The 21,043-nt window shown below is 59.6% G+C and carries 16 protein-coding genes; 11 read left to right on the forward strand and 5 right to left on the reverse strand.

What is annotated here, in order from left to right; all coding sequences use genetic code 11:
• The 5 genes from IC66_RS0135840 to IC66_RS0135860 form a co-directional block, all read left to right on the forward strand.
• Positions 1-584: branched-chain amino acid ABC transporter permease (locus IC66_RS0135840; protein ID WP_038950853.1), on the forward strand; the 584-nt coding region annotated here is incomplete at its 5' end.
• A complete protein-coding gene (locus IC66_RS0135845; protein ID WP_018645257.1) occupies positions 571-1,305 on the forward strand; it encodes an ABC transporter ATP-binding protein in 735 nt (244 codons plus the stop codon). The genes IC66_RS0135840 and IC66_RS0135845, both read left to right, overlap by 14 nt.
• Positions 1,298-1,993: an ABC transporter ATP-binding protein gene (locus IC66_RS0135850; protein ID WP_018645256.1), complete on the forward strand. Its 696-nt coding sequence runs from the start codon at positions 1,298-1,300 to the stop codon at positions 1,991-1,993. The genes IC66_RS0135845 and IC66_RS0135850 overlap by 8 nt, the downstream gene beginning before the upstream one ends.
• 76 nt (positions 1,994-2,069) lie before the next feature.
• On the forward strand, positions 2,070-3,326 hold the full coding sequence (locus IC66_RS0135855) for an amidohydrolase family protein (protein WP_157158159.1): 1,257 nt from the start codon (positions 2,070-2,072) through the stop codon (positions 3,324-3,326).
• A 148-nt stretch (positions 3,327-3,474) separates the two neighbouring features.
• Complete coding sequence (locus IC66_RS0135860) at positions 3,475-4,695, forward strand: substrate-binding protein (protein WP_018645254.1); 1,221 nt, start codon at positions 3,475-3,477, stop codon at positions 4,693-4,695.
• 59 nt (positions 4,696-4,754) lie between these two features.
• Here IC66_RS0135860 and IC66_RS0135865 read toward each other — a convergent pair whose 3' ends face one another.
• Positions 4,755-5,537: an enoyl-CoA hydratase-related protein gene (locus IC66_RS0135865; RefSeq protein ID WP_028144089.1), complete on the reverse strand. Its 783-nt coding sequence runs from the start codon at positions 5,535-5,537 to the stop codon at positions 4,755-4,757.
• Positions 5,538-6,250: 713 nt separating this feature from the next.
• Between IC66_RS0135865 and IC66_RS0135875 the strand changes: the two genes are divergently transcribed.
• Entirely contained in the window at positions 6,251-7,576 is a 1,326-nt protein-coding gene (locus IC66_RS0135875; RefSeq protein WP_063712076.1) for an MFS transporter, read from the forward strand.
• A gap of 201 nt (positions 7,577-7,777) precedes the next feature.
• Positions 7,778-10,411, forward strand: a complete 2,634-nt coding sequence (locus IC66_RS0135880) for a CehA/McbA family metallohydrolase (protein WP_223153743.1) — start codon at positions 7,778-7,780, stop codon at positions 10,409-10,411.
• A 164-nt stretch (positions 10,412-10,575) separates the two neighbouring features.
• On the opposite strand, the gene IC66_RS0135885 is transcribed toward IC66_RS0135880, so the two are convergent.
• Complete coding sequence (locus IC66_RS0135885; RefSeq protein ID WP_018645249.1) at positions 10,576-11,667, reverse strand: LacI family DNA-binding transcriptional regulator; 1,092 nt, start codon at positions 11,665-11,667, stop codon at positions 10,576-10,578.
• 264 nt (positions 11,668-11,931) lie between these two features.
• Here IC66_RS0135885 and IC66_RS0135890 point away from each other — a divergent pair, with 264 nt between their 5' ends.
• From IC66_RS0135890 to IC66_RS0135905, 4 genes are all read left to right on the forward strand, one after another.
• Positions 11,932-13,134: a CaiB/BaiF CoA transferase family protein gene (locus tag IC66_RS0135890; protein ID WP_028144091.1), complete on the forward strand. Its 1,203-nt coding sequence runs from the start codon at positions 11,932-11,934 to the stop codon at positions 13,132-13,134.
• A 247-nt stretch (positions 13,135-13,381) separates the two neighbouring features.
• Positions 13,382-14,530: a hypothetical protein gene (locus tag IC66_RS0135895; protein ID WP_018645247.1), complete on the forward strand. Its 1,149-nt coding sequence runs from the start codon at positions 13,382-13,384 to the stop codon at positions 14,528-14,530.
• Positions 14,531-14,701: 171 nt separating this feature from the next.
• Complete coding sequence (locus IC66_RS0135900) at positions 14,702-15,631, forward strand: dihydrodipicolinate synthase family protein (RefSeq protein WP_018645246.1); 930 nt, start codon at positions 14,702-14,704, stop codon at positions 15,629-15,631.
• 9 nt (positions 15,632-15,640) lie between these two features.
• Positions 15,641-17,107 (forward strand): NAD-dependent succinate-semialdehyde dehydrogenase, encoded by a 1,467-nt coding sequence (locus IC66_RS0135905; RefSeq protein ID WP_370146607.1) that lies wholly within the window; start codon positions 15,641-15,643, stop codon positions 17,105-17,107.
• Positions 17,108-17,809: 702 nt separating this feature from the next.
• Here the strand turns inward: IC66_RS0135905 and IC66_RS0135915 are convergent.
• Genes IC66_RS0135915 through IC66_RS0135925 form a run of 3 tightly spaced genes read right to left on the reverse strand, consistent with a single transcriptional unit; the run spans position 17,810 to position 20,963 of the window.
• Positions 17,810-18,712 carry an NAD(P)-dependent oxidoreductase gene (locus tag IC66_RS0135915; RefSeq protein WP_041956566.1) on the reverse strand — a complete coding sequence of 301 codons (903 nt, stop codon included), beginning with the start codon at positions 18,710-18,712 and terminating at the stop codon, positions 17,810-17,812.
• Positions 18,709-19,395 (reverse strand): HAD family hydrolase, encoded by a 687-nt coding sequence (locus IC66_RS0135920; RefSeq protein ID WP_028144093.1) that lies wholly within the window; start codon positions 19,393-19,395, stop codon positions 18,709-18,711. Before IC66_RS0135920 ends, IC66_RS0135915 begins: the two co-directional genes overlap by 4 nt.
• A complete protein-coding gene (locus IC66_RS0135925; protein WP_223153742.1) occupies positions 19,392-20,963 on the reverse strand; it encodes a hypothetical protein in 1,572 nt (523 codons plus the stop codon). Before IC66_RS0135925 ends, IC66_RS0135920 begins: the two co-directional genes overlap by 4 nt.
• Positions 20,964-21,043: the final 80 nt, after the last annotated feature.

Consider the following 21,043-nt stretch of genomic DNA (forward strand, 5'->3'; position numbering starts at 1 on the left):
TTGGCGGCCAGAACGGTATCCCTTCGATCCCGCCGATGACAATCGGCTCGCACGAATTGAGCGAGGGACCAGGATTTTACTATCTGGTTCTCGCCATTCTGGTTCTGATCTACCTTCTGTCGCGCTTTTTGCTGCGGTCGCAGTTCGGTCTGGCACTGGCGGGATTGCGAGAGAATGAACAGCGCATCGCCTTCTTCGGCTACAATGTGCAGCATTTGAAGGCCATCATATTCGCAATCAGCGGCGCGATCGCAGGTGCTTCCGGCAGCCTCTATGCGTTTCACGAGGGCTTCGTCTGGACGAACATGCTGGGCGTGGTCATGTCTACCCAGGTCGTGCTCTACGTCTTGTTCGGCGGCTCCGGGACATTGATCGGTGCGGTCATCGGCACCGCGATTGTTGAGGGCCTCAGCTTCTGGCTCTCCGACAATTATCGCGATATCTGGCCGATCATTCTCGGCGTTTTGCTGTTGCTCGTCATTCTGTTCCGCCCCCTCGGCTTGATCAGCCTCGTGCTGGGCGAGCGGGAACGTGTAGGTCATTTCGGCCCGAGCCTGAAGGAGAAGCGCAATGCCGCTCCTTGAAGCCGCCGGCATCTCCAAGGTCTTTGGCAAACTCACCGCGCTGGACGGAGCGGCGCTCAGCGTCGGCGAGAGAGAGTTTCATGGCCTGATCGGGCCGAACGGCTCGGGCAAGAGCACGCTGATGAAGTGTCTTGCAGGTGCGCTAGTGCCGACGCGAGGCAAGGTGACATTCATCAATACTGACGTCACCTCGTTGACGCCGCCAGAGCGTGCGCGAGCGGGCATGAGCCTGAAATTCCAGATCACCGCCGTGCTACCGACCCTCACGCTATACGACAACATCCTGCTCGCGCTGCAGGCCCGGTCCTCACTGCTGGATCTGGCGTTCTCGCGCAGTCGGGGACGACTGCACGAGGAGGTCATGACGTTGCTCCTCCAGTTCCGGCTCGCCGATCGCGCGTTTGATGCTGCGGCGACCCTTTCTCACGGTCAGCAGCAATGGCTGGAGATCGCGATGGCGCTCGCATGCCGGCCGCGCCTTCTGCTCTTGGACGAGCCGACCGGTGGCATGAGCCTTGAGGAGCGCCGCGTCACGGGCGAGTTGCTGCAGCCGATCAAGCAGCATTGCTCGCTTGTCATCGTGGAGCACGACCTGGATTTCATCCGAGACATCTGCGACCGGCTAACCGTGCTCGATCAGGGCAAGGTTCTGGCGTCGGGGACGGTTGCCGAGATCCAGGCCAACAGAAGCGTCCAGGAGATCTATTTGCGCCGTGCCTGAATTCCTCAATCTCAAGCATCTCGACGCCGGCTACGGACGCAGCCAGGTGCTGTTCGGTGTCAATATGACCGTCCCACCGCGGGGCGGTGTGGCCGTCCTCGGCCGTAACGGCGCCGGAAAGAGCACGCTCATGAAGGCGATCGTGGGCGAACTGCCGGCATGGAGGGGCGGCGTGCAATTCAACGGCCAAGATATCGATCGCCGCCGAACCGAAGAGCGGGTGCGGGCCGGCATTGGATATGTGCCGCAAGAGCATTCAGTGTTCGGGCGCCTGTCGGTGCGCGACAATCTCGCCGTCGGATCGCTTTTGCACCGCGATAGATCGGCAGTGGACCGGGTCATGATGATGTTTCCAAAACTCGGCCAGCGTCTGGATCAGCCGGCCGGAACGTTGTCCGGTGGCGAGCGCAAGATGCTCGCAATCGCCCGCGCGATGCTCGGAAACCCCAAACTCCTCCTGCTGGATGAGCCGACCGAGGGTGTCTGGATCGGCGTCATCGAGGAGATCACCGAGCGCTTGATCGAACTAGCCAGAGAGATCGCGATCATCATCGTCGAGCAACATCTCGATCTCGCAATGCGCGTCGCGGAGCAGGCCTATGTGGTCGATCGCGGCCGTGTCGCGCTGTCGGGCCCGTCGCAACAGCTGCGCGACGACCCGCGGCTCTTGACGTATCTGGCGCCGTAGAGGCGTCCCGGCTGCCATCCCACGCCCGAAAGATGGCGCGTTGAAGTTCCTTGCGATGACTGAACAGAGAGGGACGATGTCCAAAACCATGAGCGATTTTGTGAATGCGTGCCAGGTCGTCGATGTCCATGAACATCACATGTCCGAGGTCGCACATAGCCGGGACGTGAATCTTTTGAAACTGTTCCAGCAGAGCTATGCGGCTTGGACAAGCCACGTCCTGCCATCCGAGCCCAAGGCGACTGGCGATATGTTATCTACCGCTACCGAGCCAACCACCTGGGAGGCCCTTGCTCCGTTCCTGGAGAGGAGCGGCTCAAATGCATTCGTTCGTAACCTCGCCGGCGGTGTCGCCGAGCTTTACGGCGTCGCCGAAACCGGAATCACGCGCGACAACTGGGAGGCAGTAGACGCTTTGGTGCGCTTGCGCCACAGGGAGGCGACATGGCCAAGTGAAGTCATTGGGCGCGCCGCCATCGGAAGGATCGTAACGGACCCTTTTCTCGATCCGTTGATGGATCCGCGGCCGGTCCTAGGGCAAAGTTACGATGCGGTCCTGCGGATCAATGCATTCGCCCTCGGCTGGCACCCGGAATCTCGCGATCACAATGGAAATTGCGGCCATACGTTGCTGCGGCGCCTCGGCATGGAGGTGAAAACCTTCGACGATTATTGCGACGCAATCCGGGAGCTCGTAGCCGGCTGCGCCCGGCGCAATCACGTTGCGCTCAAAAACGCGCTCGCCTATGACCGCGATCTAAGCTTTGACGAACCGAACGAGGACCTCGCTCGGCAGGCCTGGGGACAAAGGTCTCCATCCCCTGCGGCGCGCAAGGCTTTCTGTGACTTTGTCGTCGATTTGTTTTGTCAGCTCGCAGGCGAAGCCGGCCTGCCAGTCCAAACTCATCTTGGAACGGCAATCATAAGCGGCTCCCACCCGCTACGCATGACCGGGTTGATTGAGCGTCATCCTCGGACCCGTTTTCTGCTGATGCATTTGGCCTATCCCTGGAGCCGGGACTTGTTGGGAATGGCTTTTGTGTACCGCAATGTTTGGCTCGATTTGTGCTGGTCCTTCCTGTTGAGCCCGTCCCATTTCAAGCTGGCCCTGCACGAGGCTATTGAAGTCTTGCCGGATGAATCGCGAATGATGATCGGAGGAGATTGTCTTCACGTTGAGGAGACATTTGCCGCGATACAGGGCGCACGCCGGCTCATCGGCGAGGTTCTGAAAGAAAAAGTTGCGAGCGGCTACTTTCGCCCCCGAGACGCAGAGCGCTTGGCGGTCAGGATCCTTGGCGAGAACGCGAGGGAGCTTTTCAGACTGTCCTGATTGCTGCACTTCGTTCGCGATTTTAAAAAGTTGATCCGAAGAGCCGACTTGAAACCGAAAAATGACGGATAGCGTTCCGGTTACCGCGCCCCCCAGGAAAGAGCAGGGCGCGTGGATTAAGGCCATGAGCCAAGGGGAGGTCAGTTCCATGTTGAATGATCACCGGCAACTCAGCCGCCGCCGCTTTCTCGGCAATTTCGCCTTTGTGTCTGCGGCCATTGCGGCCGGCCCGGGCAGCTGGGTGATCCGTCCTGACTGGGCCAACGCCGCTGAAGGCCCGATCAGGATTGGCATTGCCACCGACCTTACGGGGGCACTCGGCTTTGCCGGGAATACCGACGCCAATGTCGCGCGCATGGTCGCGAGCGAGATCAACGAGAACGGTGGTCTCTTGGGGCGCCCGATCGACCTCCTGATCGAAGACACCGCGTCCAACGAGTCCGTCGCTGTTGGCAATGTCCGCAAGCTGATTCAACGAGACAAGGTCGACCTGGTACTCGGCGGCATTGCGAGCTCGATGCGCAACGCCATCAAGGACATCATCATCTCTCGTGGCAAGACGCTCTACATCTATCCACAGGCCTACGAAGGCAGGGAGTGCACGCCCTATCTGTTTTGCACCGGGCCGGTACCGGCGCAGAATTGCGACCGGTTCATTCCGTGGTTGATCAAGAACGGTGGCAGACGCTTCGCGCTGCCTGGATCAAACTACGTCTGGCCGCAAACAATCAATGCCTATGCGCGCAAGGTGATCGAGAGCAGCGGCGGGGAGGTGGTGTTCGAGGAGTACTACCCGCTTGACCAAATCGATTTTTCATCGACCGTGAGCCGCATCACGTCCAACAAGGTAGACGTGGTCTTCAACAGTGTTATCCCCCCGGGCGTCGGCTCGTTCTTCAAACAGCTTTATGAAGCGGGCTTTTCTAGGAATGGGGGACAGCTGGGCTGCGTCTACTATGACGAGAACACGCTCGAAATGAACCAGGCTCACGAGATCGAAGGCCTCGCCAGCAGCCTCGACTATTACAAGGCGCTCGCGGCGGAAGATCCGGTGAGCGCCAAAATTCAGTCGGCCTACGAAAAGCAGTTTCCGGGCAAGTTCCGGTTCTCAGCAGGAAGCGCCGCGACCGGCACGTATCGAGGACTGAAGCTGTGGGAAGCCGCAGTGAGGGAAGCCGGTACAATTGACCGCGAGGCTGTCGCTGCCGCGCTTGACCACGCCAAGATTGCGGAAGGGCCTGGCGGGCCGGCGGAGATGGTGCCGGGCAAGCGCCACTGCAGGATGAACATGTACATTGGCGTGGCAAAGGCCGGCCAATACGAGATCGTCGCCCGTAGCGCCGGCCCGGTCGAGCCGAAGGAGTGTTGAATGTCGCATGTTGCGCGGGCGAGCTTCGCCGGCGCCGCGTGCGAGCCAATCGCGGGGGGCTACTTCCCGCGATAATTCGGCGGCCTCTTGTCAAAGAAGGCGTTCATTCCCTCCTTCTGGTCAGCTGTGCTGAAAGCGTGACGTATCGCTTGCCGCTCGAACTCGAGCCCGGCGTCCAACGTGGTCTGAAAGGCGGCGAGAACGGCAGCTTTGGCAAGTTCAGCCGAGCGGGGAGGCTTTTGCGCTATCAGATCGGCTATTTCGAGCGCTCGCCTCTGCGCCCTGCCGCTTTCGACAACTTCCGCCACAAGGCCGGCCTGCATCGCACTCCGCGCCGTGATGGATTGGCCGCTCAGGATCATCAGCATGGCCAGTGATTTGCCAGCCACGCGTGTCAGCCTCTGCGTTGCGCCGTCGCCGGGCAATATTCCGATGTTGATCTCAGGCTGCCCAAATACCGCCCCTTCACCTGCTATCACGATATCCGCGAGCAGCGCCAATTCGTGGCCGCCGCCGAAGCAAATGCCCTCGACCGCGGCAATGAGAGGCTTGGGGAAATTGGCGACATCCCCCCAGGCAGAACGTCGGGCGGAATTGTCGATTGCCTCAAAGCCGCGCTCCCGCATCTCCTTGATGTCGGCTCCGGCAGAGAAGAACGCATCGCTGCCACAAAGCACGACACAGCGGACATCCTCATCGATTGCGGCACGGCGCAAGATGGCGCCAAGCTCCACGATCAACTGGTTGCTCAAGGCGTTTCGTTTTGATGTCCTATTCAGCGTCAATAGGCGCACGTGGGGCGCGACAGATGTCGAGAGGATGAGATCGGGCGTCTCGGACATGGAGCGGTTCTCCTGAAGGAATATGAGAACCACGCCTTAGACTGAAATCGATTTCTTCGCAACGAGGCATCCAAAAGCCTCTTCTTGGAAGAACCAGCCTCAGCGGCGCTGAGCCACCTTGCTCAACGCGGAGCCGACGGAGACCATGAGGCGGGCTTCACCCGTAAAAAACGGCTTGACTCCGCAGTTCCGAATTCTTACTAATCTTGAAATCGATTTCAGAACTCGATGTCGAAATGCCCGGTACTGCGGGAAACCAGAAGGATGCGGCCGGCGAGAGTGGGTCACATCTGAAGGATCTCATTGACGATGCGACGGGTCTTGTGACGCCGCGCTGTCCAACAAGAACATCAGCTTCTTCAGAAGCGCGCTTAGAGCAACAGGAGGAAGGCTGGCCATGGGAATGGCACGGAATCTCGCGCGCGCTTTATGCGAGTCGCCGCGCAAGTCGGAAGCAACGATGAAGGCGTCCTGCGCCATTAGGATCGTGCAATGGCCGCTCGTGAGGCGAGGCCCGCAATTACGTGAAGCCAGGCGGGCTTTCCGCCGGCATCCCGGGCAGCTGTTGCGCTTGCGCTTCCGCGGTCCGGCCTGCTCAAGGCCGCCGCTCTCGTAGACCCCCGCTCGCGGCGGGCGCAGTTGAGCCGACGAGCGGCTGCTCGTTCTCGCGCGACCCGCAAAATCATTAAGTCATCAATAGAGCCCGAGGACCCATGAACATCATTGCTCAGCCCAGCGCTGTACCCGTCCAGCTTGACAAGCAAACTGCCAACAAGCGAATGACCGCCGGCCTTGGAGGAGGGGTGGCGCTAGAGTGGTACGACTGGAATGTCTACGGCGTAATGGCGGCGTTTCTCTCGCCGCACTTCTTCCCTTCCGATGATCCCACCACCTCGCTGCTGGCGGGACTTGCCGTGTACGGCGCGGGCTTTTGCGCTCGACCGCTGGGCGCTGTTTTGCTGGGGCCGGTCGCAGATCGCATCAGCCACAAGCGCGTCATGCTGATCTCTGTCACGGCCATGGCGGTTTGCTCGCTTTTGATATCCTTGTTGCCCACCTACAAGGACCTCGGCGTCACGGCGGCCATAGCGCTGCTGATCATGCGGCTGATTCAGGGGGTTGCCACAGGCGCTGAAGCTGGTGTCGCCAACGCCATTGCAATTGAACTGGCGCCACCTGGTAAGGAGGGACGCTATCTCGGTCTGATTGGCGGCACATTCATCCAATTGGGAAGCCTTGGATCCAGCCTAGTTGCCTTCCTGGTGAGCGCCTCGGTCGCACCTGAAGCCATGCGCGAGTGGGCTTGGCGTATACCCTTTGCGGTCGGCGGCGTGCTGGGCCTTTTGATCATCTATCTGCGCACGACGGTGCCGGAAACCTTGATCAATCGAGCCATGCATCGGCAAGACGAGTCTTCGCGCATTCAGGAATCGACTGGCGGTGTGTGGAAAACGCTATGGAGCGTCCGCCTTTCGCTGCTCGCCGTCATCCTGGTGATCGGGTCGGTGCAGATCGCCAACTATGCCTGGAACACCGGTCTTCCCAACATGGCCAATACGGTCTTCAAGGAGGACAGCACGTATGTGTACGGGATCATGACCCTGATGGTCCTGATCTGGATGTCAACGGCGCCGTTTGTCGGCGCTTTCGCGGACAAGGTGCGACCCTCGCGCGCGTTCGCGCTGCTGCGCCTGTTGCTCATCCCATGCTTCTTCCTGACACTGCTCTATTCGGAAAAAGGCATCGTCACGTTCTTCTTTGTTACGGTGTTCGGCGGCGCGATCGTGGGCTTCAACATGGCCCTCTATAACTTCATCGCTACCACGCTGATGCCGCGCGCCGTGCGGACCACCGGAGTGGCTCTCGGCTATGCGCTCGGCGTCTCCTTGTTTGGCGGGACGTCACCCTATCTGCTGGTTTGGTTGCAACGCGAGCACATCGCCTGGATGTTTCCCGTCTACGGATCGTTGATCGCGCTCCTGAGCGTGCTGGTCTACCAGATCGCAAAGAAGCGCGGCTGCCTCTACATAGGTGAATGAACACGCTCTGCCCCTGCGCTTCGCCGTGCCCGCGACGGACGCAAGGCGTCCACGTTAGCTGCAAAACATAAGGGCTCGCGCGTATCTCTTCATGCTCGGCATGAGCATGGGGTCGGCGCAAGCGTCCTTGCGCGAGCAGTCATTCACAACAAACAAAGAATGCTTGCGAGGCACTGAGTTGCTGAAACTGGAGTCCGAAGCATGAAAACACCTTCATCGCCGCACTTCACGCCTGTGGACTTGAAGCGATATTTCAACGCCGAGCGCGCAAATGCCGGTGAAGGGTTCGCCGCCCGCCCGGGTGACACCGGCTGGATCGATTCACTTCGCGGGCTCCAGACCCATCGCGGCATGCCCTTTCTCTTCGGCAGCGAAATAGGGCCGGATGTGCTGGAGCTGCGCCCCGGCGCCCCTCCTGCCGTAATCGCGTTGCCGCCGACGATGGCGAGCTATGTGCTGTTCGTGCAAGTGGCGGCAGACCGCCCCAGTGCAAGCCCCGAGGGTTTCGGAGAGATCGGCCCGGCTACGCTGCCTGTAGAAGGCAATCCACTCGGCGACCGGGTGGCGACATACGGGCTCCGCTATGCCGACGGCAGCGAGACCGACGTGCCGGTGCTGCGCCGCTTCGCGATCCAGCAGAACCACATCTCCTGGAGTGCGAGTGCGTTCGCCGCCTTGCCGCTACGCGCGCCCATCGTACATGCAAGCACCGGCGAGGACTTTGTACTCGGCAGAGCGCCGGGGGCGAACTTCTTCCAGGGCGAGGCTCGCACCCAATCGGGACGCATGGATCGACAAGGTGAGAACGTGTGGCTTTACGCGCTCCCCAATCCTTATCCGGACAAGGAGCTTTCGGCGTTGAGCTTGCGCGCGGAACAGGAAATCTCGCTTGTGTTTGCGGTGACCACGACAGCGCTCACCCAGCACCCGCTGCGCCTCCAGGGCCGTCGCAAGCTGAAGGTGAGGCTGCCGCCGGGGTTCCATCTGAACAAGCTTGGCGAGCTCGATGTCGACGATCGGGGCCAGCAGATCGGCATGGACCTCGGCACGGTCATCTCGGCACGCGCAGTGCTCGAGTACTCCAGAGCGGATTGGCTGGGCGCCAAAGTTGATGTGCAGCCCGTGCGCTGCGGGAGCGAAGTCATCGTTGAGTACTCGGCGCATCCGGACGCAAGACTCTATCTGCGCTCCGACGATGGCCGCTTGCACATGTTCGAGCTTCGATCGTTGGAAGGTGGCGGTAACGCAAGCGCCTCGCTCAATGTGGCGACAGTCGAACCGGCCACAAGGCCGGTCAAGATCCGCATCATGGAAAAGGACAGTGGCGTGCGCGTTGCCGCGCGGTTGCATGTCCATGGTGCGCATGGGGAGTATCTGCCACCCAAGGGACATCACCGCAAGGTCAATACCGGCAGGTTCGAGGACTTCTCGGGCGAATTTGCCAATGGGCTGAACCAGTACGTCTACGTGGACGGCAGTTGCGAGGCGGACCTGCCGCTCGGGCCCGTGTTCGTAGAGATCTGCAGGGGTTTTGAGGTGCGCCCGTTGCGCACCATCGTCGACATCACTGCAAGCACGGACACTCTCACCTTTGAGCTCGATCGTGTGCTGCGCTGGCGCGAACAGGGATGGGTTAGCTCTGATACGCACGTCCATTTCCTAAGCCCGCAGACAGCGCTGCTTGAGGGCAAGGCGGAGGGTGTCAACGTGGTCAACTTGCTCGCCGCACAGTGGGGCGAGCTATTCACCAACGTCGCCGATTTCGACGGACGCACGACGTTCGGGGCAAAGGATTTCGGCGGCGACGGAGAATTCCTGGTTCGGGTCGGCACGGAGAACCGGATGCAGGTTCTGGGGCACATATCGCTGCTCGGCTATGAAGGTGAGATGATCAATCCGCTCTCTTGCGGCGGGTCCAACGAAGCTGCAATCGGCCATGTTCTGGAAGCGACCATGGCCGACTGGGCGGAGCGCTGCCGTCAGCAAGGGGGGCTGGTGGTAATGCCCCATGCGCCGAACCCGCAGGCGGAGCGTGCGGCCGACATTGTGCTCGGCCTTGTCGACGCCATCGAAATGATGTCGTTCAACCCGCGGACCGCGCAGCTCAGCGCATTTGGTCTCGCCGATTGGTATCGCTACCTCAACATCGGCTACCATCTGCCGCTGGTGGCGGGCTCCGACAAGATGGACGCGGCCGCGCTCCTCGGGGGCTCACGGACCTATGTGCGATTGGGCGAACGCGACTTCACGTATCGCAACTGGATGGATGCCGTACGCAGCGGGGACACGTTCATCACTGTCGGGCCTCTGGTTGAGATGACCGTTGAAGGACGTCGCCCTGGAGGCACGGTGTCCCTTCCCCGTTCAGGCGGCACCCTCACGATCGACTGGCGGATCGAATCGGTCAGCGTCCCGCCGGCGCGGGTGGAGCTCATATGTAACGGCACGGTCCTCGAGGAGGTTCGATGCGGAGGCTTGTCGTGCAAGGGGCAGCTCTCCCTGCCCATCAACGAGTCATGTTGGATCGCGCTGCGCGTTCGGGGCAGTGTCGCCGGACGCGAGGCCGACATTGCGGCGCACACCAGTGCGGTATATGTCAAAGTAGGCGGAATGCCCATCTTTGCCACCGCGGATGCAGTGTCGGTCCTTGCTCAAATCGAGGGATCGATCGCCTATATGGACACGCTCGCTCCCAAGTCCGACGAAGCGCGACACTCGCGGCTGCGAGCTGCCCTGGAACTTGCGCATCATCGCCTGCATCATAGATTGCACGAACTGGGCGCCAGCCACCACCATGCGCCCGTTCACTCCGTTCACGTTGAACGCGAGCATTGAGAAGTCTCTTGTGCCATTGACGATCGCGCAGGCGGCGCATCGCATGCTCAGCCACCTCTACTTACGGGCGAATAATGATAAGGGGCGAGCAGCTTGCGTCATCGGGTCCTGGGATGCGGACGCCAGCCTCCGGTTCTGAAATAGTTATCAGGACCGTGGCCCGGTCAATGATCTCGACTGCGCCCGCGACGGGCGGGACGGACGCTGGACCGCGGCGGGGCGCTCGATGAGCGCATGACCAGCCGGTACGGCAACACGACACTTCTCGGGACAGGACTTCCGGCAATGGCATTGATGAGATAATCGGCGGCTCCCCGGCCGATTTCTGCTGCCGGAACGCTGACTGTTGTGAGCGGCGGGTCCATTTGCGCCGCCAGCTCCACATCGTCAAATCCTGTGATGGAAAGCGTAGCCGGTACGGCCAGCCCCATCTTGCGAGCCTCTGCCATTGCACCGATGGCAAGCGTGTCGGTGGTGCAGATGACTGCTGTCGTGTCCGGATGATCGGTGAGGAGCTGACGAAGGGCGCTACGGCCCTGGGCAAGCGAATAATCGGCCTTGACGACCTGGCTCGGCTTGAGCGGGAGACCGGCGTCCGACAGCGCGCGCTGAATTCCCTCGAGCCTGGCGCGGGATCTGTCGTTGGACGCGGCGACAACGTTGGCAATCGCGCCAAAACGGACGTGTCCAAGCCTTAGCAGATACTCCGTCATCTCGCGGGTGGCGCTTTCGTTGTCGATTCCGATCGCGGGGATGCCGCCGCCGGCCTTGGCAACATAGGTGGTGATGACGGGTACGCCTGCCTGTTCGATCAGGCTCCTCAGCTCCCGTCCGTGGGAAGCTCCGACCAGCACGATTCCATCGATGCCGCGTTCAATGAGACTTTGCAGTTCCTGAAATTCACGCCGCTGGTCATATTGCGAATTCGCAATGAACAGCGTGTAGCCGCTTTCGCTGAGGCGGTTCTGGAGGGCTTCCACGCCTTCTGCAAAGATACCGAGCGCCAGTGTCGGAACGATGACGCCGACGGTCCGCATGCGTCCCGATTTCAATGCTCTGGCTGCGCTATCGCGCGTGTAGGCGAGGTCATTGATATGCCGCATGACCCTGTCGCGAAGCTCCGGCCGTACGATATCGGGGTGATTGAGAACCCGCGACACCGTCGCCGGCGACACATTCGCCTTCCGGGCAACGTCCTCGATCTTCACGCGCGGCTGCTGCCGGCCTTTGGGCGCGATTACAGGTTTCTTGTCCATTTGCGTTGGTCAACCAGGAGAAGGAGAGGGTCTCCCCTCAAAAGGGTTAAACCATCACGAGCGCTACCTTCTCAAGCCCTGTATGCGGGCCATCGGCGCTATTTTCTGCCCCTCTCATGCACAGATGGAGCGGGATGAAGCGAATCTCATTCGAAAGTTGGTAGATTCGCTTGACTCCGCTTCTCGCACAGCCTAAGTCTGAAATCGATTTCAGAAATCGAGAGCCAGCACCTCGATTTCAGGTAAAACCGAAAGCAAGGATGTATGGTCGATCTTTTGAAGGGCATTCGAGTCCTCAGCCTCAATCACTTTCTGATGGGTCCGGTCGGCGTGCAGTTTCTCGCCGACCTCGGTGCGGACGTGATCGCCGTGGAACCGCCCGGGGGGGCCTTTCAGAGGAAATGGGGCGGGGCGGACAAGCGGGTTGACGGCCAATCAATGTTGCTTCTGACGGGAAACCGCAACAAGCGCAGCCTCACGCTCGATCTGAAAAAACCCGAAGCCGTGGTCATCGCCAGGCAACTGATCGCCAAATCGGATGTGATCGCAGAGAACTTCCGCCCGGGTGTGCTCGACAAGCTTGGTCTCGGCTACGAGGATGCAAAGAAGATCAATCCGCAGATCATCTATGCCGCTGCCTCCGGCTACGGTCCTGACGGGCCCTATGTCGATCGCCCAGGCCAGGATCTCTTGATCCAGGCGCTATCAGGACTTGCGATGATCACCGGAAGTCGCGAGCAGGGGCCGCGGGCTGTCGGCGTTTCCGCCATCGATCATCACGGCGCCGCCTTGTTTGCGGCGGGGATCCTGGCTGCCTTGGTGCGGAAGGCGCGGACGGGGCAGGGCTGCCGCGTCGATGTTAGCCTGCTGTCGGCTGCGCTCGACCTGCAGATGGAATCTTTTACCTGCTACCTGAACGGCCAAAGGCCTGACGACGTCCGTCAGCCGGGCCCGGTGGCCGGCTGGTACTACGGTGCGCCTTACGGCATCTATGCGACACGCGATGGGCACATTGCGATCTCTTTGGGATCGCTGGAGGCGCTCTCAGGCGCGCTTGGCCTTCCGGCCGACCAGCGAATTCCTGACGAGGAGGCGTATCGCCGGCGGGACGAGGCCTCAGCCATGATTGCTGCCAACATCGCCAAACGCTCAACCATGGAATGCATCGTCCTGTTCGAGGCGCGTGGAATTTGGCACGCTGCGGTGAACGATTATGCCGACGTCGTTGCGGATCCGCAGATCGCGCATAACAAAAATTTTCAGGTCGTGACCGGCGCGACCGGAGCTCCCATCACCCTTGTCAGCCATCCCGTGCGCTACGACGGCGAGCAGCCGGACGTGCGTTTGCCGCCGCAAAAGCTCGGTGCGCAAACGGAAGAGATTCTGAAAGAGCTGGGCTATGACGCTAGGAAATTGAAGCATCTTTATGAAACCGGCGCCATCGGCGCTGCGGACTCGCATCACTAACGAACAACGAGGATTGTCGAAAGCAGCACGCTTACGTCGGAGGGTCATCGTGATTGGCATAAACTTGCACGCGGCTTTCCCTGCGGTGCTGCTGACGAGGCTTGCTACTCCGCAGAGATGCAGCCAAGCACGATTGGAAGTCTCGTGAACACCAACCGTTCGCGCCAGTCCAGGATCTGTTGGTAAAGAGCTTTAAGTTGCCGCCAGGGCAAAGCCGCGCGGCGAGTATTATGTTGGACCAGAAGCCATGTCGGAAAGCCAATATCTGCCCGCGCGCGAGCGTATGCTGAAGCGCATTGCCGAGACTCGGGACACCGCACGCTCGGGCTTGCCACACTGGGCGAGTGCCGCCGACGGAAAATGGACGTTTACCCCCGATGGTGATTGGACCGGCGGGGCATTTGTCGGTGAGCTTTGGCTCGCGCACCTCGCTGATCGCAGCCAGTTCCCAATCGAAGACGCGCGTGCTGCGCTAAGCCGAATGTTGCCGCGTGCCGAGCGGCTTACGGCCTTCAAGGGCTTCGGCTTCTATCATGCCGGCGCCCTCGGCAGCATCCTGTTCAAGGAAGAAAACGCCCGCGCGGTGGCTCTGACAGCAGCAAGATCGCTTCGTGATATGTTCGATCCACACCTCGGACTGATACCGTTGGGCAGGGATGCCGAGGAGGCGAGCGCAGTGGGAGCTTCCGAGAGCAGCATCGACTCGCTCCAGGCGACAGGCCTGCTCTATTGGGCCGCGGACGAGCTTTCCGATGCCCGGATGGAGGAGGTCGCCAATGCACATATGCGGCGCGTCCTGGAGATCCATGTGCGGCAGGACAATTCAGTTATCCAGTCTTCCACCCTTGATCACACCGGTAAGGTGCTCAGAACGCACACGCACAAGGGATATAGCGATATCAGCACCTGGGGCCGGGCGCAGGGATGGGCGATGCTCTACACCGCTCACGCCGCCATGGTCCGCCCCGACGAACCGCTATGGCGCGACTACGCCGTCCGCCTTCTTGACTGGTGGATCGACCATGTCCCCGCGGATCTCATTGCCTTCTGGGATTTCGACGATCCGGCGATCCCCAACACCAGCAGGGATACTGCGGCCACTGCTATCGCTGCCGCCGCGGCGCTGCGCCTCGCATCCGCACTTGGTCCTGAGGGGGGCGCCAAATATAGATTATTTGCGGAGCGCACAGTTACTCAACTGAGCTCGAAATACCTGACACCGACTGCTCCCGATGACCCGCGCCCGCCTGGAATGCTCACCGGCGGCTGCTTCACCCGAAAGGCGATCGTGCGCGATATCGATGCGGCCCAGAACGTCGAGCTGATTTTCGGAAGCTACTTCCTGTTTGAATGCCTTGCCATCCTGACGGATCTGGTGCCGCCTGGCTGGATCTAGAGGCGCGAAAGGCTTCCAACGCGAACAAAGCCTCCAACCAATCTTGTTTGTGACGCCACGCCAGTCAATCTGTCCAAACAGTCCGACGGCATCGGCTCCACTCCTTGGATATTCGCGATGGGCTGATCGAGTTAGACAGCAACTGACTGCCTCCTGTCTGGAATCCTCTACATGAGAAATGCGAAACCCCCCATCTATCGCGGCTTGTTCCCGGTCGCTCCGACGCCGTTTACGGAATCTGGAGATCTCGATCTCGAAGGGCAGCGGCGCGTGCTCGATTGCATGATCGACCAAGGCGTGGACGGGATCTGCATTCTGGCCAACTATTCCGAGCAGTTCCTGCTGTCTGATCAGGAACGTGACCTTCTGGTCGATCTCTGCCTCTCGCATGTCGCGGGCCGCAAGCCCGTCATGGTGACCTGCAGCCATTTCAGCACGCAGATTGCGGTGCAACGCGCCCGCTATGCGGCCGAACGTGGCGCAAGCCTCCTCATGCTGATGCCGCCTTATCATGGTCCAAGCCTCAAGGCGGATGAAGGCGCCATGATCGGGCATTTCGGCCGGGTCGCGGACGCCGCCGGGATTCCAATTATGGTCCAGGACGCGCCGCTCTCCGGCGTTACATTGACGGTCCCGTTTCTCGTCCGGCTCGCTTGCGAGGTGCCGCTCGCCAGATATTTCAAGATCGAGGTGCCGTTTGCGGCTGCCAAGCTCCGCAGTCTGATCGAGCTCGGCGGTGAGGTCATCATTGGTCCTTTTGACGGGGAGGAAGCCATCACCATGATGGCGGACCTCGATGCCGGTGCGAGCGGAACAATGTCGAGCGCGCTGTTGCCCGATTTGCTCCGCCCCGTGCTCGATCATCACAAAGGGGGCAGCAGGCAGGAAGCCGCTCTTGCATATGCAAGGGTGCTGCCGCTCATCAATTTCGAAAACCGCCAGTGCGGCCTGCGCGCCACCAAGAGCGTAATGGCTGAAGGCGGCGTGATCAAATGCGAAGCCGTGCGGCATCCGCTCGAGCAGATCCATCCGGCGACGAGAGCTGGATTGATCGAGCTTGCGCGTGAGCTCAACCCGCTGTCTCTTCGCTGGGGACATTGAGATGCGGGCATGATGCGCCGAGAACAAGCCACGCAGGCAGAACCTGTGTACCCCAAGATCAGGATGTTCATTGCCGGCGAGTGGACGGAAGGGGGTTCGGATCGCTCGGAAAAAATCCTCAATCCCGCAACCGGCCAGCCGATTGGCGAAACTCCTTATGCGTCTCGTGGCGATCTCGATCGTGCGATCATGGCCGCTCAGGAGGGATTTGAGATTTGGCGAAAGGTTTCGGCCTTTGACCGATACAGGACGATGCGCAAGGCCGCCGATCTCATACGCTCGCGCGCAGCCGGCATCGCATTGATCATGACGCTCGAACAGGGTAAGCCGCTCACCGAGTCGAGTGCTGAATCGCTCCTTGCTGCCGATATCATCGACTGGCTCTCCGAAGAAGGGCGGCGCGCCTATGGACGGATCGTCCCGGCGCGCTTTGGCAATGTTGTCCAGCTCGTGACCAAGGAGCCGGTCGGGCCGGTTGCCGCATTTACGCCCTGGAATTTTCCGATCAACCAGGCCGTGCGGAAGATCTCCGCCAGCCTTGCAGCCGGCTGCTCCATCATCGTCAAGGGACCTGAAGAGACGCCAGCGAGGTGCATGGCGCTGGTGCGCAGTTTCGCGGATGCTGGCTTGCCTGCGGGCGTGATCAATCTCGTCTTCGGGGTGCCATCCGAAGTTTCAGATTATCTCATACGCCATCCTATCATCCGGAAAGTCTCCTTCACCGGTTCGACCGTGGTCGGAAAGCATCTCGCAGCCCTTGCCGGCGCCCATATGAAGCGCACCACCATGGAGCTCGGCGGGCACGCGCCTGCCATCGTTTTCCCGGATGCCGACGTCGAGAAAGCCGCAAGAATCTTGTCGGCGAACAAGTTCCGCAATGCGGGCCAAGTCTGCGTCTCGCCGACGCGGTTTCTGGTGCATGACAGTATCTATGAAGATTTCGTCAAGAGGTTCGTTGCCGAGGCCAGCGCGATCAAGGTTGGCAATGGCCTTGAAAGAGATAGCCGGATGGGGCCGCTCGCCAATTCGCGCCGGGTCGATGCAATGGAGACCCTCGTCGCGGACGCTCTCGATTGCGGCGCCCAGTTGCGCATCGGCGGCAAGCGTATCGGCAATACGGGGTACTTCTTCGAGCCGACGGTCCTGACCGATGTTCCACCTCAAGCGCGCATCATGAATGAAGAGCCGTTCGGCCCTGTCGCGCCGATTGCGCGGTTTAAAACCTATGACGAGGTTGTGGCGGAGGCCAATCGACTGCCTTACGGGCTCGCCGCCTACGCCTACACGCGATCCGCCGCAACGATGGCCGCGATCGGGGCCGATCTCCAATGCGGGATGGTATCGATCAATCATCATGGCCTTGGGCTTCCCGAAGTGCCCTTCGGAGGAACGAAGGAGTCAGGCTTCGGTTCGGAAGGTGGCCTCGAGGCAATCGAGGGCTATCTCGACACCAAATTCGTGAGCCAGGCGAGCTAGAACCGGAATACCAGATACCAAACCGGAGCAGAACGACTTCGTTAGTGCCGCCGGATCGCTTCAAGCGCTCCGCCCTTCTCCGCTGGCAGACCGGTACGTCTGCCTCTCCCCAGACTTGAGCCGCTGTCGGAGAAATCCGGCAGCGGTCCTTTTCTTTGCTGGACCGACACCTTCTTGTTCTTTCAGGCGAGAGCAGAAATGAGATACGTTGTCCGCAGATCAGCGCGGACGGATAACAGCTGCGTGTGCCAAAGCCCTCAAGTATCCGCGCCAATGATGAGGCCGCGAGCACCACGAATATTGGTGCGGTCCAGCATGACCATCGCCTGGAATTTCTCGGCGATGACCATCTCACGCGCAGAAGCGCGCAGATGCGAGCAGGAAGATCGTGGAGAACCGACAGGTCCATGTCCAGTAGACCCGATTCGACCGCATCACCAAAGGCGAAATCGATAATGATTCGGGCCTTGGCAGTATCGACCAACGCGTCGGTGATGCGCAGGCCGCCATACTCAGTTTCCTCGCGAATGCGATTGACCTTGACGCTGTTTGGATCGAACTCCACCCCATCGTATAAGAAACGCCGCTGACTTCTTTGAAGATGCGGACCATCTCGTCCTAGTCATCGCTCTCGATGCCCAGGAAGTCGAGGGGCACCAGGGACTCGTGGAAAAATGGCCCGCTTGGAACCACACCAAGCGTCTACGATCGGGCCAAATGTGGGAGGGTCAGTTCACCTTTGCCTGCGACAACTGAGAGGTTGAGTTCCTGCGCGGCAGCATCCAGGACCGGCACGGAAACGGCACTCTCGCGCGCTAGGCGCACAGCACACTCGATGTCCTTTGCAGCATTTGCAATCGAGATTGCCAGTGCATCTGGTTTCTCTCCCAACAAAAAGGCGGCGAAGGCTTGGAATATTCCACTGTTCGTAGAGCCCCGACTGACCAAAGAGCGCAGTGTCACAAGATCTATCTGAAGACTATCCGCGAATTGGCAGACCTCAGCGGCGACCGCAGCGATGCCCATAGTCATGCTGTTGTAAACAAGCTTGAGCTTGTGGCCGTGTCCGACATCTCCAACATGCATAACGGTCTCGCAAAACGCAGCAAGAATGCGTTCAGCAACGGGAAAGAGTGTTGCATCCGATCCAACCATCGCATTGAGAAGGCCGAGCTCTGCTTGCTCGGGGCTTCGTGTTACTGGAGCATCAATGAAGCTAAGACCTCGTCTTTCCGCCGTTTTGGCCAATGCAATGGTCGATGCGGGATACGAGGTCGTACAATCAATTATCAAACCTCCTCGGCACATGTTAACAAACAGTCCATCGTGATCGAGGCACACCGTCTCAACTTCGCGGCTGGACGGTAATGACAACACCACCACACTTACATGCTGCGCCAACTCAGCGATCGACGCATGCTCGCGGGCCCCTGCACCCATCAGGCGATCAGCACCGAACCGGTTCTTGTTGACTTTGATGTGGAGTTCGTTTTGCTGACGCAGCAGGCTGATCCCTATACCTGTTCCCATGCGCCCCGCTCCGATAAGCCCTATGCTCTGCTTGATCGTTTTGGGAGCCGCGTTCGCTGACGATCCCTTGCTCATGATTTAGTATTCCGAAAGAAGCCATGGCTTTGTAGGATCGGCAACAGCTCGTGATGGTTGTTGATGGTGTAATCTGGACGCGCAGCTTGCAGGCGCGAGGTCGAAACAAATCCTCCGGTAATGGATATGCTTGTCAGCCCGAGACTGCGTGCAATATCAGTCTCGACGGGCATATCGCCGACGATGAAGGTTGACGACGGCTTCAGGTTGTGCCTGTTCATATAAAGGCGAAGCCGCTCTCCTTTGCTTATCGATTTGTATTGCGTGGCGCGGCTTTCAAAGGCGAGCACGTCGGTGACGTAGTCATCCACTCCAAGTCTCCTCAGCTGAAACTGTAGAGGCGCGACTATGTGGTTGCTGAGGATGATGAGTAGAGCAGATTCTCGGCGGGCTAACGCGAGCACTCTGCGCGCCCCCTCACGTAAATCGGCTTTATCCGCAAGAGGCTCGTACGTGTCGTGAAACAGTGCGCCTTCGTCACGCTCCACCGCCTCAACCTCCTCCTGCGACATTCCGAGGCTACGATAGAGACGATCGAGGGGAACATCACAATGCTCTCGAAAGGTGTTTATATCGATGCTCGGACGACCAAAGCGGTCCAAAATTACATTGGTCGTTTCGAGCAGCGCGTATGTGTCATCGAGCAGTGTTCCGTTCCAGTCAAATACGAGAGCGGGCATCATGATGCTGACCTCAGACGGGGATTGACAGGAAGAGCGGCCAGCAAAGCTTTCAAGTTTCTGTCCGCGCGCTGACGTCCAGCGGGGGTCGGCATCTCCAACGTGAAGGGCGACAAATCGATGCCCTCTAGCCTGTTGGCCAATATGGGTACAAGGGCACGGAAGGGCAGATAAGTGATGGTGGCTGCTTGGATTGCCGTCGCAATGTTGCTTTCAATAATTTTGAGGGCTGGCGGATCCATCCTGTGGAAGCGAAGACTCTGGGCGCGTAGTTCGGGCGGCAGTCGCTTCAACGCCTGCCAGAATGCGAGCTCATCTAGCGTATCAATACCCATGCCGTAGTAGTGTGGAGCAACTATAGGCGGCGAACCAATTGCCCAATGTACGGCTTCGGCTCCAGCGGCAAGGAGCATCGTTGTGACGGCTTGGCTGGTATCACCTCGAATGAGGGCCTCATCGACAACTATGATGGTCCGTTTAGCGACGGCAGATTCCGACACGAGATACTTCTGAGCAATGCGAGATTGTCGGGCCTTGGGTCTGCCCAGGAGCGTTCGCTCAAGAAATTGCGTTGCCACTACGTCACTACGCTCGGCGAGCACGCCCTGTTCGGCGAGAGAGTCAAACAGACCATCGGCGTACGGCCCCCCAGTCTTTGGCATGGAGGACACGATTGGCGGCATCAAGAGTGGGTCTGCTTGGACTCGCTCCGCAACGATTCTCCCCAAGGCCAGCCCGATGTTGTGACGGGTCTGGCGATGTGAATGGCCCTCAACCGATGTGTTCGGACTTCCCAAATAGAGAGTTTCGTAGGCGCAGAGTTTGGCCTTACATCCTCGGCTGTTCAGGATATGGTCAACGCTGCGGCCGGACTTGGCGTCCACGCGCCGTATGCTCCCAGGCAAGAGCTGCTGGGTCTCACCTTTCAAGCCAGCGAAGGCACAATTTTCGGAAGCAAAGAGCAACAATCCATTGCTTGCCCGCATAGTCTCCAACGGTCGCAAACCGCTTCGATTGCGATATGCAACAAGATCACCGTTCATATCTAGCAAAAGCGCGGAAATGGCACCATCGATACGATCATCAAGCTCGCGAAAGATAGCTTCGTAGTCTGCGGGCAAGCCGTGACGCCAATATTCTCGTTCGCAAGATCGTTCGATCCACCTCAGCAAGAGCTCGGCGTCTGTGTTGGTATCTATCAGTGGTCCCTGAGCGAGCAATTCGCTCCTGAGTTCATGAGCGTTCACCAAGGCGCCGTCCAGAGAAATTGCAAAATAGCGGCTGGGAATTGACTGCACATCGCCGTCATCCCCACCTCCGCTGCGGATCTGCGCGATTGCAACATGAGGCCGAAAGCGCGGGTCCTGTTCGATTCCGTCGATGCGCACTGAATTATCGTTCGATTGAATCGCCCTTGCATATCGGATCCCACGCTCTTGCATGAAAGCATAGACCGCGACACCTGCTTGCCCACGGAGTGCAAGCGTCGGAATCATTTTCTTCAGCTGATCAACAACACGCGACCATGGTTCGCTTGAAGCGCAGAGAAACGCACCGGCGACACCGGACATATAGTCACCCACTTCTTAAGAAGCCGATCTGGCGGGGCGCCTCGCATGGCTATATGAAGGCGGAAGTTCGCTTCATCCTT

The sequence above is a fragment of the Bradyrhizobium genomosp. III genome (assembly GCF_000261705.1).
GTDB lineage: Bacteria > Pseudomonadota > Alphaproteobacteria > Rhizobiales > Xanthobacteraceae > Bradyrhizobium > Bradyrhizobium ottawaense.

Bases quoted from the DNA above. Each gene is read 5' to 3' on its own strand.
- IC66_RS0135895 (WP_018645247.1), top strand. From the start codon at position 13,382: ATGTCGGAAAGCCAATATCTGCCCGCGCGCGAGCGTATGCTGAAGCGC.
- IC66_RS0135855 (WP_157158159.1), top strand. From the start codon at position 2,070: ATGTCCAAAACCATGAGCGATTTTGTGAATGCGTGCCAGGTCGTCGAT.
- IC66_RS0135885 (WP_018645249.1), bottom strand. From the start codon at position 11,667: ATGGACAAGAAACCTGTAATCGCGCCCAAAGGCCGGCAGCAGCCGCGC.
- IC66_RS0135925 (WP_223153742.1), bottom strand. From the start codon at position 20,963: ATGTCCGGTGTCGCCGGTGCGTTTCTCTGCGCTTCAAGCGAACCATGG.
- IC66_RS0135890 (WP_028144091.1), top strand. From the start codon at position 11,932: ATGGTCGATCTTTTGAAGGGCATTCGAGTCCTCAGCCTCAATCACTTT.
- IC66_RS0135875 (WP_063712076.1), top strand. From the start codon at position 6,251: ATGAACATCATTGCTCAGCCCAGCGCTGTACCCGTCCAGCTTGACAAG.
- IC66_RS0135900 (WP_018645246.1), top strand. From the start codon at position 14,702: ATGAGAAATGCGAAACCCCCCATCTATCGCGGCTTGTTCCCGGTCGCT.
- IC66_RS0135860 (WP_018645254.1), top strand. From the start codon at position 3,475: ATGTTGAATGATCACCGGCAACTCAGCCGCCGCCGCTTTCTCGGCAAT.
- IC66_RS0135920 (WP_028144093.1), bottom strand. From the start codon at position 19,395: ATGATGCCCGCTCTCGTATTTGACTGGAACGGAACACTGCTCGATGAC.
- IC66_RS0135865 (WP_028144089.1), bottom strand. From the start codon at position 5,537: ATGTCCGAGACGCCCGATCTCATCCTCTCGACATCTGTCGCGCCCCAC.
- IC66_RS0135915 (WP_041956566.1), bottom strand. From the start codon at position 18,712: ATGAGCAAGGGATCGTCAGCGAACGCGGCTCCCAAAACGATCAAGCAG.
- IC66_RS0135905 (WP_370146607.1), top strand. From the start codon at position 15,641: ATGATGCGCCGAGAACAAGCCACGCAGGCAGAACCTGTGTACCCCAAG.
- IC66_RS0135845 (WP_018645257.1), top strand. From the start codon at position 571: ATGCCGCTCCTTGAAGCCGCCGGCATCTCCAAGGTCTTTGGCAAACTC.
- IC66_RS0135880 (WP_223153743.1), top strand. From the start codon at position 7,778: ATGAAAACACCTTCATCGCCGCACTTCACGCCTGTGGACTTGAAGCGA.